The sequence below is a fragment of the Streptomyces sp. GbtcB6 genome (assembly GCF_019091475.1).
Classification (GTDB): Bacteria; Actinomycetota; Actinomycetes; order Streptomycetales; family Streptomycetaceae; genus Streptomyces; species Streptomyces hyaluromycini.
Window position 1 is genome coordinate 38,949 of record NZ_JAGXJL010000001.1, and the last position, 11,885, is coordinate 50,833.

The following is an 11,885-nucleotide window of genomic DNA, read 5'->3' on the forward strand; positions in this document are numbered from 1 at the left end:
ATCACGCATTGCCTTACGGCATGCTAAGTGACTGCACAGTAACCACCCGGCCGATCACCCGACCGACCGGGTGGCCACCATCGAAGCCGATGGGCCGCCCGGGGTCAGGACGCGGCTTTCTTGCCCCGCGTCGCCCCGCCACGCCCACGCAGCGTGACCCCCGACTCACTGAGCATCCGGTGGACGAAGCCATACGAGCGGCCGGTTTCCTCGGCCAGTGCCCGAATGCTCGCACCGGAGTCGTACTTCTTCTTCAGGTCTGCCGCGAGCTTGTCGCGCGCGGCGCCGGTCACCCGGCTGCCCTTCTTCAGAGTCTCGGCCACCCGTGCCTCCTCATGGGAAGTGCGCTCTGGTCCCCTCATGATCACCCCTCCGGGGCGCGATGGCCACCCATTCGGCAAGGTCCGTGAGACATCGTTGTGACGACAGGAGCGCATCCCCACATACGGAATCTGTGATTCCGCCGAGGGCCGTCCACAGGGCCGAACGGGTTCATCCGCGAAGTACCAGGTCAGAAGCGGAAAGCGGCCGATCCCTTGTCGACAAAGGGATCGGCCGCAAAATCGATGTAGGACACACCTCGATACGAGGAGATCTCACACAGATGATGGATCACCGATAGGCCGAATGATCCATAGCCAGTGGATCAGGCATTCGATCAAACGCGGGCGACGCGATCGGATCTTCGGATCTTCGGATTTCAGGCGAGGGCGACCAGGTCCGCGTAGTCGGCGCCCCACAGGTCCTCGACGCCGTCGGGCAGCAGGATGATCCGCTCGGGCTGGAGCGCCTCCACGGCGCCCTCGTCGTGGGTGACGAGGACGACCGCGCCCTTGTAGGTGCGCAGGGCGCCGAGGATCTCCTCGCGGCTGGCGGGGTCGAGGTTGTTGGTCGGCTCGTCCAGGAGCAGGACGTTCGCGGAGGAGACGACCAGGGTGGCGAGGGCGAGACGGGTCTTCTCGCCGCCGGAGAGGACACCGGCCGGCTTGTCGACGTCGTCGCCGGAGAACAGGAACGAGCCGAGCGTCTTGCGGACCTCGACGAGGTCCAGGTCGGGGGCCGCCGAGCGCATGTTCTCCAGGACCGTGCGCTCCGGGTCCAGGGTCTCGTGCTCCTGGGCGTAGTAGCCGAGCTTGAGGCCGTGCCCCTCGATGACCTCGCCGGTGTCGGGCTGCTCGACGCCGCCGAGCAGCCGCAGCAGGGTGGTCTTGCCGGCGCCGTTGAGACCCAGGATGACGACCCGGGAGCCCTTGTCGATGGCCAGGTCGACGTCGGTGAAGATCTCCAGCGAGCCGTACGACTTCGACAGGCCCTCTGCGGTCAGCGGGGTCTTGCCGCAGGGCGAGGGTTCCGGGAAGCGCAGCTTGGCGACCTTGTCGGAGACGCGGACGGCGTCCAGGCCGGACAGCAGCTTGTCGGCGCGGCGGGCCATGTTCTGCGCGGCGACCGTCTTGGTGGCCTTGGCGCGCATCTTGTCGGCCTGCGAGTGCAGTGCGGCGGCCTTCTTCTCGGCGTTGGCACGCTCGCGCTTGCGGCGCTTCTCGTCGGCCTCGCGCTGCTGCTGGTAGAGCTTCCAGCCCATGTTGTAGACGTCGATCTGGGAGCGGTTGGCGTCCAGGTAGAAGACCTTGTTGACGACCGTCTCGACCAGGTCGACGTCGTGGGAGATCACGATGAAGCCGCCGCGGTAGGTCTTCAGGTAGTCGCGCAGCCAGACGATCGAGTCGGCGTCGAGGTGGTTGGTCGGCTCGTCGAGCAGGAGCGTGTCCGCGTCGGAGAACAGGATGCGGGCCAGCTCGATACGGCGGCGCTGACCGCCGGAGAGCGTGTGCAGGGGCTGGCCGAGCACCCGGTCGGGCAGGTTGAGCGCGGCGGCGATGGTGGCGGCCTCGGCCTCGGCGGCGTACCCGCCCTTGGTGAGGAACTCGGTCTCCTGGCGCTCGTACTGCCTGAGCGCCTTCTCGCGGGTGGCGCCCTGGCCGTTGGCGATGCGCTGTTCGTTCTCGCGCATCTTGCGGATCAGTACGTCCAGGCCGCGCGCGGAGAGGACGCGGTCGCGGGCGAGCACGTCGAGGTCGCCGGTGCGGGGGTCCTGCGGAAGGTAGCCGACCTCGCCGGAGCGGGTGACGGTGCCCGCGGCGGGGATGCCGTCACCGGCCAGGACCTTGGTGAGGGTGGTCTTGCCTGCGCCGTTGCGGCCGACCAGGCCGATACGGTCGCCCTTGGCGACGCGGAAGGTGGCGTTCTCGATGAGGATGCGCGCACCGGCGCGCAGCTCGATACCGGAGGCGGAGATCACGGACAGACTCCAGAGCGTACGGATAGTGACGGGTGGGCGGCTGAGGACGTTCCCGCCGTCTAATGCGCGAGGAGAATGGCCATGGGCCAAGTCTAACGGGGCGGCGCAAGCGCTTTTTCGGTGCGCGGGTGTTCGGGGCGGCCCACGCCGGGCCTCTCGTTGCCCAGCGGTGTGCGGTGCGGAGCGATTCCGCCCAGGTCGTCCACGGCGACGAGCTGCGCGGTCCAGGCGCCGTGCGCGCAGGGCTGGGCGACGAGCAGGGCGGGGCCGTGACGTACGGCACGTTCGGGGCGGAACGCGCAGCCCGCGCGTGCGGGCAGCACCCAGCGCAGGTCGCCGTCGGCGGTGCGGTACGCGGCGATGCGGGCCGGGGTCACAATCGCGAGGATGCTGCGGCCCAGGGGGCGCAGGACGCCGGCGCCGCCCCTGGTGCGCAGCCAGCCGGTCGCCGCGGGCAGGGCGCGGTGCCAGCGCACGGAGCGGCCGTCGGTGTCGGTGACGAGTCCGTCGTCCCAGACGGTGAACGTGTGCCCGCGCGCGGGCAGCACGCTGAGCGGGCGGCGCCCCACGCGCGCGTAGCGCCAGCGCAGGGTCCGCCCGTCGTAGGCCTCGACGACGTCGCCACGCGCGCGTGCGGTGTGCGCGGGCGGGCCGGGGGTGAGGCGGTCGCCGTAGGGGACGGGACGGATCTGGTGGACGACGGAGAGGAGCGCGGCCGCGAGGAGAAGGGCGAGGACGAGTGGGCGCTTGAGGGGTCTGCGGGCGGGGGGTGCTCCCGGGAGGGCGGCCGGAGGCCGCTGTGGGAGGTCCGCCGAAGACTGCTCCGGAACGGTGGCCCGGGGCTGCTTGGGGTGGGCGGTCGCATACGGCTGGGGGCGGGCGGTCAGGGACTGCTCGGGGAGGACCACCGCATACGGCTCGGGACGGGCGGTCAGGGACTGCTCGCGGCGGGCTGTCGGAGACTGGTCGCGGCGGGCGCTCGCAGACTGCTCAGGGCAGGCCTCGGTGTCGGGTGGCTCGGTCCTCCCGTGGTGCAGAACCGCCACCCCTTCTCCCCTTCGGCGCCCGGGCGGGCGCCCCTGTGCCATGAGTCAGGCGCAGAGCGTAGCCATGCCTTGGACGGGCGGGCGGGCGTGACGCGGGGGCGGGGCGGGACGTCGCCCGTTCGGGCGTTCGTCCGGTCATCGGCGCGAAGTGGCGGCACGGATGGCGCAAGGTGGTTGCAGGGGACGGTGCGAGCAGAAGGCGGTGCCCCATGCAGTTCGACGACGACGCGAACCTGGACACCTCCGAGGTGCAGGATGTGCGGGGCAGCCGGATCCCGGGCGGGAAGGCGACCGTGGGCGGCGGCCTGGTCGGCCTGATCGCGCTGCTTCTCGGCCTGTTCCTCGGTGTCGGCCCGGACCAGCTGGGGCTCTCCTCCGGGGACAGCTCGCCCGCGCCCGCCTCCTCCTCGCTGGCGCAGGTGCAGCAGAGCTGCCGTACCGGACAGGACGCGAACAGCAAGGAGGACTGCCGGATCGTGGCCGTGGTCAACAGCGTGCAGGACTTCTGGACGCAGGAGTTCCGGCAGCGCCACGGCACCTACACGGCCTCCCCCACGGTCTTCTTCAGCGGGCGGGTCGGCACCGCGTGCGGGACGGCGACCGCGGCGGTGGGGCCGTTCTACTGCCCGGGCGACCGGAAGGTCTATCTGGACCTCGGCTTCTTCGACGAGCTGCGGTCCAAGTTCGGGGCGAGCGGCGGGCCGTTCGCCCAGGCGTACGTCGTGGCGCACGAGTACGGGCACCATGTGCAGGACCTGATGGGCACGTTGAGCAGGTCGCAGTCCAACCTGACCGGCGTGAACAGCAATTCGGTGCGGGTGGAGCTGCAGGCCGACTGCTACGCCGGGGTGTGGGCGCACCACGCCACGACCACGAAGAACGAGTCGACCGGCCGGCCGCTGATCACCAGTCTGACGGCCGCGGACATCCAGGACGGGCTGGACGCGGCGGCGGCCGTGGGCGACGACCGGATCCAGGAGCGGTTCCAGGGGCGGGTGACGCCGGAGACGTGGACGCACGGGTCGGCGCAGCAGCGGCAGCAGTGGTTCTACCAGGGGTACCGGAGCGGGGACATGGCGCGCTGCAACACCTTCCGCTGAGCGTCCGACCTGCAACGACGGTGCGGACCGGGGACGTTGTCAGTGCCGGGTGCAAGACTGGGGACCAGGCCGGAACGACGGCTTTCGGGGGGACCGGTACACGAGGGAGTGATCGGGATGGCAGGCACGAGTGGCGGGCGGCCGAGTATCTATCCGTCGCTGCTGTACGCGGACGCGAAGGCGGCGATCAAGCAGCTGACGGAGGCCTTCGGCTTCACCGAACTGTCGGTGTACGAGGGCGAGGACGGCATGGTGCTCCACGCCGAGCTGGTGCAGGGCAACGGCGCGATCATGCTGGGCTCCAAGGGCCGCGGCGGCCGGTTCGACGCGGCGATGGAGAGCGCGGGCCCGACCGGGGTGTACCTCGTCGTGGACGACGTCGACGCACACCACCAGCGCGCCGTGGACCACGGCGCCGAGATCCTGATGCCCCCGACGGACCAGGACTACGGTTCGCGGGACTACATGGCCCGGGACGTCGAGGGCAACATCTGGAGCTTCGGCACGTACGCCCCGGAGATAGGGGTCTGATCCGCCTCGGCCCGACCCGTCCGGCCGGCCCGGTCCGGTCCGTCCCTGCCCCTAACCGCCGGTGTGCACCTGGAAGGCGGCCCTGCGGACGGCTTTGGCCAGCGCCGGGTCGGGGTGGGCGGCGGCGAGCGCGACCAGGACCTGCACGGTGCGTGGGTGACCGACCGCGCGCACCTCGTCGAGCAGTACGGGGACGGTGGGCTGCAGCGCCGACTCCAGGTGGCGGACCAGCAGCGGCGCCTCGCCGTGGTCGGCGACCGCGGCGGCCGTGTCCACCCAGAGCCAGGTCGCCTCTTCCCTGGTGAGCACCTCGTGGGCGTCCTCGGGGTCGACCCCGTCGTGCTCGGCCAGCCACAGCAGGGCGTACGGCCGCAGGGTCGGCTCGTCGGCGACCGCGCGGACGTCCGGTTCGGCGGGGGCGCCGACGACGCGCAGCGCCTCGAAGGCGAGGCCGCGCAGCAGGGCGTCCTCGCCACGGGCGGCGTCCACGAGTTCGGTGACGGCACCGCCGACGGGGCGGGCGGCGAGCCAGGCGCGGTACTCGGCCCGGGCCGCGTTGGGGCGCAGCTGGGCACAGCCGCGCAGCATCTCCTCGGCGGCGACCTCGATGTTCCCGGCGGGGCTCTGCGCGGCGACGCAGATCTGCTCCAGCTTGACCCAGACCGCCCAGCTGCCCAGCGGGGTGAGGGTGGCCTGGCCGTCGCCGTAGGTCAGCGCGCCGACGGAGGCGAGGGCGTGCAGGGCCCAGTCGAGGAGAGGGGCGAGCTCGGCCTCGTCGGCGGGGGCCGGGTCCTCGGCCGGGGTGTGCTCCGCCGGGTCGGCGTCGGCGGAGCGCACGGCGGCGAGCGGCCCGGCGGTCCCGGTCTCCGTGTCGTAGGGGACCTCGCAGCGCTCGGTGCGCAGTTCGGTGACCCGCTGCCCCAGCAGGTCCAGGAGCTGCTCGACCGGGACGGGACCGGCGGACAGCTGGAGGAAGGAGAGCACCTGGGGCATGGCCGAGACGACCTCGGCGACGGCGGCGGCCTCGAACTCCGCGGGCTCCGGGTGAGCGAGCGACCAGGCGTCGAAGAGGGCGACCCAGCCGCGCAGCACGGCACTGTCGTCGCGGTCCCAGGCGCGCAGGCGCCAGCCGGGTCGTGCGCTGTCGCCGTGCACCTCGACCAGACCGGCGAGGCGGGCGGTGTCCCAGTCGGCGCGGACCTGAGCGACGGTCAGGCCCAGGTCTTCGGACGCGCGTTCGGCGGACGCGTCGGAGAGGGTGGCCTTGCCGTCGGCGGTGGCGCCGTCGCTGCCGGGCCCGAGGGCGGTGTCGGCCCAGTGGGCCACGCGGGCCGCGCCGGCGAGGCCGAACCGAGCCATTCTGGCCAGCTCGGCGGGGGCCGGGGTGCCCTCGGGCGGGCGGGGTGCGGGGCGGCGCGCGGGCCGCTGGTTCATCGCTCGGGGGGCGGCGGCCAGGGGTCGCGTTCGGACGAGTCGAAGCCTTGAGTCGCGCGGGATACGGGACGTCACGGGTGCAGTCTTCCGGTTGACGGTCCGAAAACCCAAACGGAATGTCACGGCGGGCGACGGGGCTGGCCAACGCACGGGGTGCGAGGGGAGGCGAGGAGACATGTTCAGGCCAGTGGTACGGCCTTAAACGGAACCTTCGGAACCGGCTGGAATCGGGGTCTCCGGCTTGGGACGGGATGGGGCCGGGGCGCAGAGGGGAAGGACCGGCGGGTGCGGGAAGAATCACATCGGGGGTGCCATCGGACGAAGGGGCGCGCAACCGGGGGGCGCGTGCATCGGAGGGCGCACGCATCAGGGGGCGCGCATCGGGCGGCGCGTGTCTGTGGGACCGCGCCCATCCGGCAGTCCGGCAGCGCGCACACCAGGGAGCGCACGCGCCGGGGCACATCACATCGGGGGCGCGTCACATCAGCGGTGTGAGGAACCGGCGCAGTCGTTCCTCGTACTCCTCCGGGTCGGCGTTCCACATCGCGCCGTGCGGGGCGTTCGGGACGGTGTGCAGGGCCACCCGGTCGGGGCGCCGCTCGGCGAGCCGGCGGGAGTACATCCAGGGGGCCACCGTGTCGTCCGGGCCGTGCACGATCAGGGTGGGCACGGTGAGGTGGTCCGGGTCGACGGGGTCGCCGACGTGGTCGGCGTGCAGGCCGGCGCGGCCCTGGGCGGCGCGCACCGCGAGCGGCAGCAGGGGCTCGGGGGTGTGCCGGGCCTGGGCGAGGGCGCGCAGGGTGGCCTCCCAGCTGAGCACCGGGGAGTCCAGGACAAGGCCGGAGACGCGTTCGCGCAGTGCCGAGTGGGCGGCGGCGCGCAGCGCCATGGTGGCGCCGGTGGACCAGCCGTACAGGACGACACGGCGGGCGCCGTAGCGGACGGCGTAGCGGATCGCCGCGTCCAGGTCGCGCCACTCGCTCTCGCCGAGGTGGTTCAGGCCGTCCGGGGGGCGCGGGGCGCCGAGGTCGCCGCGGTAGGCGAGGGCGAGCACCGGCAGGCGCCGGGCGTGCAGGAACGCCATGACGTTCATGGGGTGCTCGCGGGTGGTGCCGAGACCGTGCACCGCGATCACCCAGGTGTCCCGGTGGCCGGGCACGAACCAGGCGGGCAGCGCGCCGAGTTCGCCGGGCAGGTCGATGTCGGCGTACTCCAGGCCCAGGGCGGTGCCCGGGTTGCCGATGTGGACATTGGCGGTGAGCCAGGCCCTGTCGCCGGTCTCGAAGGTGCCGTGGGTCACGCGCTCCAGCCGCCGTACGACGGTGTCGGCGGTGTTCGCGGCGGCCTCCAGGACGGCTCCGACGACCGCGTGCGAGCCGTCGCCGGCCAGGCCGTAGGTGCCGGGGCGCAGCGAGGCCAGATCCCGGGTGAGGGTGATGCGGCCGGCCGCGGTGCCGTGCACGGTGAGCCGGGGTTCGGTGGGCAGGGGCCGGCCGGGCGGTGCCTTCAGCGCGGCGTCACTGGCGAACCGCCCCGCGGCCACGCCGGCCGCACCGGCGGCGAGTACGGCACCGACTGCAGCGGCCGTGACTTTGACTGGGCGCACCTGTCCAGTGTCGGCGCGGACATCGACGGCGGCCAGTGGAGCGGAGGGGGCTTCTGCGAGCGGGGCGGGCTTTCGGGCGGGCGCGGACGGTCCGGCACCTCCGGAAAGGTCCGTCGCGGCTCAGCGCCGTCGCGGCTCAGCGCCGTCGCGGCCGGCAAGGAGCGAGGGCGATCCGAGCGGGCTCAGCCCTGTCGCTGCCCATAACCGCGGAGCCGCTCGCCCGCCTCCGCCACCTGTTCCGGGGACAGCAGGCTCGGGGTCAGACCGGGCACCGAGGACGCCGTCAGCCACAGCCGGCACATCCACTCCAGCTGGGCGGTGCGGTCGTAGGCCCGGGTCAGGGTGGTGCCGTAGGTGATCGTGCCGTGGTTCTGGAGGAGGCAGCCGGAGCGGTCGGTCAGGGCGCGGAGCATGTTCTCGGCCAACTCGTCGGAGCCGTACGTCGCATACGGGGCAACCCGGACCGCGCCACCGAGAGCGGCGGACATGTAGTGGATCGCCGGCAGCTCGGGGACGAGCGTCGAGACGGCCGTCGCGTGGACGGCGTGGGTGTGGACGACCGCCCCGGCGTCGGTGCTGCCGTATACCGCGAGGTGCATCGGCAGTTCGCTGGTCGGGACCAGGGTGCCGAGGACCTGGCGGCCGGAGAGGTCCACGCCCGTCACGTCGTCCGGGGTGAGCCTGTCGTACGGCACGCCCGACGGCGTGACCAGCACGGTGTCGCCGACGCGGACCGAGACGTTGCCGGAGGTGCCGACGACCAGTCCGTCGGACACCGTGCGCCGGGCTGTGGCGACGAGTTCGCGCCAGGCACTCGCCTCCTCCGCGCGTACATCCCGCCTTCGCGGCTCCGACACACCCTGTGCGCCGGCGCGTCCGTCCCGTCCGTCACGCTCGTCCCGCCGCTGCTCAGCCATGGCCCGATCCTGCCAGGCGACGCCCCAACCGCCCCGCGCGGCAGGGCACTTTAGACCGGGCGTCCCGAATCCAGTAGAGCGCAAATCGCCCCAAAGCGTTCCATTTCACGGCTTGGCCGAAGATCGCCGAGGATACGCCGATCTTCCAATAATCTCTGGACGATTTTTCGTACACGTCGCCATTCCGGGGGGAAACATGGCCCGTGACCGCATTCCACCGTCCCGCCACCGCGTCCGCGTCCTGGCGGCGTCCTTGGCGGCGCTCGCCCTCGCGGGGACCACGGCCGCGCTCGCCGGGCTACCGGCGGCCGCGGCGAGCCTGCCGAAGGGGCACGACGTCTCCTCGCACCAGAAGAGCGTCGACTGGCCGAGCGCCAAGGCGAAAGGCGCCAGGTTCGTATACATCAAGGCAACCGAGTCCACCACCTACCTCAACCCCTACTTCGGCCAGCAGTACAACGGTTCGCGCCAGGCGGGAATCGTGCGGGGCGCCTACCACTTCGCCCTGCCGGACAAGTCGTCGGGCGCCCGGCAGGCCGCGTACTTCGTCAGCCACGGCGGCACCTGGACGGCGGACGGCTGGACGCTGCCGCCCGCGCTCGACGTCGAGTACAACCCGTACGACAAGAAGCACAGGTGCTACGGACTGAGCCACTCCAGGATGATCAAGTGGATCAGGTCCTTCAGCGATGAACTGCAGCGGGAGACCGGCCGGCGGCCGGTGATCTACACGACCACCAACTGGTGGAACCTCTGCACCGGTGGCAGCAGCGCGTTCGCCGCCGACCATGCGCTGTGGATCGCCCGCCACGGCTCGGCGGACGCGGGAGCACTGCCGGCCGGATGGTCGTCCTGGACCTTCTGGCAGTACGACAACAGCGGCAGCCTGCCGGGTGACCAGAATCTCTTCAACGGGTCGGCGGGCCGGCTGAAGTCGTTCGCCATGGGCCTCTAGTCAAGGCGGGACTGGGCCGCCGGACCGGCACCGGGACGGCGGCCTCGGTCCACCCCGCCCCCGGACATCGCAAAGTTGATTCCAGACACCACCAGGACCGCCCCAGTTCACCTTCCGTTCATCCAGGTTGCCTACGGTCCAACAGCCAATGACCTCGAAAGATTGCCTGGGTAAATGGAAAACTTCTCGCTGATCTTGGCGATTGTGGTGGTAACCGCACTCGCGTTTGATTTCACGAACGGTTTCCACGACACCGCCAACGCGATGGCCACGACCATCTCGACCGGTGCGCTCAAGCCCAAGATCGCGGTGACCATGTCCGCCGCGCTCAACCTGGTGGGCGCCTTCCTCTCGGTGGAGGTCGCCAACACGATCTCCAAGGGTCTCGTCGACGAGAACGGCATTCGTCCCGAGGTCATCTTCGCCGCACTCGTCGGCGCCATCCTCTGGAACCTCGTGACCTGGCTGGTGGGCCTGCCCTCCAGTTCCTCGCACGCCCTGATGGGTGGTCTGATCGGCGCCACCGTCGCCTCCGCCGGCCTCGGCGCGGTCCACGGCGACGTGCTCGTCACCAAGGTCCTGCTCCCGGCGGTCGCCGCCCCCGTGGTCGCGGGCCTCGCGGCGATGCTCGCCACCCGCCTGTCCTACGGGATCGGCAAGAACGCCGACGACAACGCCACCCGCAAGGGCTTCCGCGCCGGCCAGATCGCCTCCGCCGGACTGGTCTCGCTCGCGCACGGCACCAACGACGCGCAGAAGACGATGGGCATCATCACCCTCGCGCTGATCGCGGGCGGCTCCATCGCCCCCGGCTCGAACCCTCCCACCTGGGTCATCCTCTCCGCCGGCCTCGCGATCGCGCTCGGCACCTACATCGGCGGCTGGCGGATCATCCGCACCATGGGCAAGGGCCTGACCGACCTCCAGCCGCAGCAGGGCTTCGCCGCCCAGACCAGCGCGGCCACCGCCATCCTGGCCTCCTCCCACCTCGGCTTCTCCCTCTCCACCACGCACGTCGTCTCCGGTTCGGTGATGGGCGCGGGCCTCGGCCGCAAGGGCGGCACGGTCCGCTGGTCCACCGCGACCCGGATGATGGTCGCCTGGGTGCTCACGCTCCCGGCCGCCGCGCTGGTCGGCGCCCTAGCCGAGTCCGTGACGGACCTCGGCGACTGGGGCACGGCGGTCGTCGCCGTCTTCCTCGTGGCCGCCAGCGCCGCGATCTGGAAGCTCTCCCGCCGCGAGGTCGTGGACAGCGCCAACGTCACCGACGCCGTGGAGCCGGCCGGCGTGGTGACCACGGCGATCGCCGCCGTGACCCCGCCCCCCGCGGGCCCGGTCGCGGAGGACCTGACCGCCACGATCCCCTCCCCTTCCCCCGCCCCGGCTGCTCCCGCGACCGACCCGGCCGCCACCGTCTGACCCCGAGGAAGAAGCGACATGAACATCGACTGGGCAGCCATCGGCTCCGTCTTCGGCGTCAGCCTCGTGGCCACGGTGGGTCTGGTGGCCCTGTTCACCCTCGGCATCAAGGGCCTCTCCGCCCGCGAACGCGCCACCGCTCAGGGCAACTCCGCGACCCTGGCCGTGACCGCCGCCTACCTCTGCTTCGCCGGCTGCGCGGCCGCCGTGGCATGGGGTATCCACCTGATCGTGGCGAAGGCCTGACGCGGCAGCACCTCACAGGCATCGAGAAGGCTCCTCTCCCGTCCGCTCGGAGAGGAGCCTTCGGCATGTCCCACAGGCCCCGCAGGGCAACCGGTGTGGGCCTTCCCACACACTCCCCTCCCAGGTCAACGGCAAGTTGACGGGTCTTCCAGGGCGTGGTGGACTTCCGGAGCCATGTACGGCGGCAAGGGAGGAAGCCGGTGTGAATCCGGCGCGGTCCCGCCACTGTCACCGGGGTAGCAATCCCCGGGAGCCAGGAACTCTCACCGCCGGTCTCGTCGAACCAGGGCGCGGACACCCTGAGTGAGGACATATCGCCATGCGCGGCTGCC

11 protein-coding genes and 1 riboswitch are annotated in these 11,885 nt (G+C 71.8%); of the genes, 5 read left to right on the forward strand and 6 right to left on the reverse strand.

Features of this window, described 5'->3' with window-relative positions; translation table 11 throughout:
* Positions 1–104 precede the first annotated feature (104 nt).
* The 3 genes from KVT45_RS00210 to KVT45_RS56025 form a co-directional block, all read right to left on the reverse strand.
* Positions 105–323: a helix-turn-helix domain-containing protein gene (locus KVT45_RS00210; protein WP_046727957.1), complete on the reverse strand. Its 219-nt coding sequence runs from the start codon at positions 321–323 to the stop codon at positions 105–107.
* 377 nt (positions 324–700) lie between these two features.
* Positions 701–2,299: an ABC-F family ATP-binding cassette domain-containing protein gene (locus KVT45_RS00215; RefSeq protein WP_089100810.1), complete on the reverse strand. Its 1,599-nt coding sequence runs from the start codon at positions 2,297–2,299 to the stop codon at positions 701–703.
* A 92-nt stretch (positions 2,300–2,391) separates the two neighbouring features.
* Entirely contained in the window at positions 2,392–3,345 is a 954-nt protein-coding gene (locus KVT45_RS56025) for a hypothetical protein (RefSeq protein ID WP_308310606.1), read from the reverse strand.
* A gap of 209 nt (positions 3,346–3,554) precedes the next feature.
* Here KVT45_RS56025 and KVT45_RS00225 point away from each other — a divergent pair, with 209 nt between their 5' ends.
* Both KVT45_RS00225 and KVT45_RS00230 read left to right on the forward strand, forming a co-directional pair.
* Positions 3,555–4,445 carry a neutral zinc metallopeptidase gene (locus tag KVT45_RS00225; RefSeq protein ID WP_217544073.1) on the forward strand — a complete coding sequence of 297 codons (891 nt, stop codon included), beginning with the start codon at positions 3,555–3,557 and terminating at the stop codon, positions 4,443–4,445.
* A gap of 117 nt (positions 4,446–4,562) precedes the next feature.
* Positions 4,563–4,976 carry a VOC family protein gene (locus KVT45_RS00230; protein WP_217544075.1) on the forward strand — a complete coding sequence of 138 codons (414 nt, stop codon included), beginning with the start codon at positions 4,563–4,565 and terminating at the stop codon, positions 4,974–4,976.
* 51 nt (positions 4,977–5,027) lie between these two features.
* Here the strand turns inward: KVT45_RS00230 and KVT45_RS00235 are convergent, their stop codons facing one another.
* The 3 genes from KVT45_RS00235 to KVT45_RS00245 form a co-directional block, all read right to left on the reverse strand.
* Positions 5,028–6,410 (reverse strand): hypothetical protein, encoded by a 1,383-nt coding sequence (locus tag KVT45_RS00235; protein ID WP_254646119.1) that lies wholly within the window; start codon positions 6,408–6,410, stop codon positions 5,028–5,030.
* Positions 6,411–6,888: 478 nt separating this feature from the next.
* Complete coding sequence (locus tag KVT45_RS00240) at positions 6,889–8,016, reverse strand: alpha/beta fold hydrolase (RefSeq protein WP_217544078.1); 1,128 nt, start codon at positions 8,014–8,016, stop codon at positions 6,889–6,891.
* Positions 8,017–8,198: 182 nt separating this feature from the next.
* The gene (locus tag KVT45_RS00245) at positions 8,199–8,933 is read right to left on the reverse strand and encodes a class II aldolase/adducin family protein (protein ID WP_217544080.1); all 735 of its coding nucleotides are present in this window, start codon (positions 8,931–8,933) and stop codon (positions 8,199–8,201) included.
* A 196-nt stretch (positions 8,934–9,129) separates the two neighbouring features.
* Here KVT45_RS00245 and KVT45_RS00250 point away from each other — a divergent pair, with 196 nt between their 5' ends.
* From KVT45_RS00250 to KVT45_RS00260, 3 genes are all read left to right on the forward strand, one after another.
* Complete coding sequence (locus KVT45_RS00250) at positions 9,130–9,888, forward strand: lysozyme (RefSeq protein ID WP_217544082.1); 759 nt, start codon at positions 9,130–9,132, stop codon at positions 9,886–9,888.
* Between the two features lie 174 nt (positions 9,889–10,062).
* Positions 10,063–11,307 carry an inorganic phosphate transporter gene (locus KVT45_RS00255; protein ID WP_217544084.1) on the forward strand — a complete coding sequence of 415 codons (1,245 nt, stop codon included), beginning with the start codon at positions 10,063–10,065 and terminating at the stop codon, positions 11,305–11,307.
* An 18-nt stretch (positions 11,308–11,325) separates the two neighbouring features.
* A complete protein-coding gene (locus KVT45_RS00260; RefSeq protein WP_089100818.1) occupies positions 11,326–11,553 on the forward strand; it encodes a hypothetical protein in 228 nt (75 codons plus the stop codon).
* 141 nt (positions 11,554–11,694) lie between these two features.
* Positions 11,695–11,837: riboswitch (cobalamin riboswitch) on the forward strand.
* Positions 11,838–11,885: the final 48 nt, after the last annotated feature.

Excerpts from the sequence above, each read along its gene's own strand:
- KVT45_RS00230 (WP_217544075.1), top strand. The coding sequence starts at position 4,563 with ATGGCAGGCACGAGTGGCGGGCGGCCGAGTATCTATCCGTCGCTGCTG.
- KVT45_RS00235 (WP_254646119.1), bottom strand. The coding sequence starts at position 6,410 with ATGAACCAGCGGCCCGCGCGCCGCCCCGCACCCCGCCCGCCCGAGGGC.
- KVT45_RS00225 (WP_217544073.1), top strand. The coding sequence starts at position 3,555 with ATGCAGTTCGACGACGACGCGAACCTGGACACCTCCGAGGTGCAGGAT.
- KVT45_RS00260 (WP_089100818.1), top strand. The coding sequence starts at position 11,326 with ATGAACATCGACTGGGCAGCCATCGGCTCCGTCTTCGGCGTCAGCCTC.
- KVT45_RS00245 (WP_217544080.1), bottom strand. The coding sequence starts at position 8,933 with ATGGCTGAGCAGCGGCGGGACGAGCGTGACGGACGGGACGGACGCGCC.
- KVT45_RS00250 (WP_217544082.1), top strand. The coding sequence starts at position 9,130 with ATGGCCCGTGACCGCATTCCACCGTCCCGCCACCGCGTCCGCGTCCTG.
- KVT45_RS00255 (WP_217544084.1), top strand. The coding sequence starts at position 10,063 with ATGGAAAACTTCTCGCTGATCTTGGCGATTGTGGTGGTAACCGCACTC.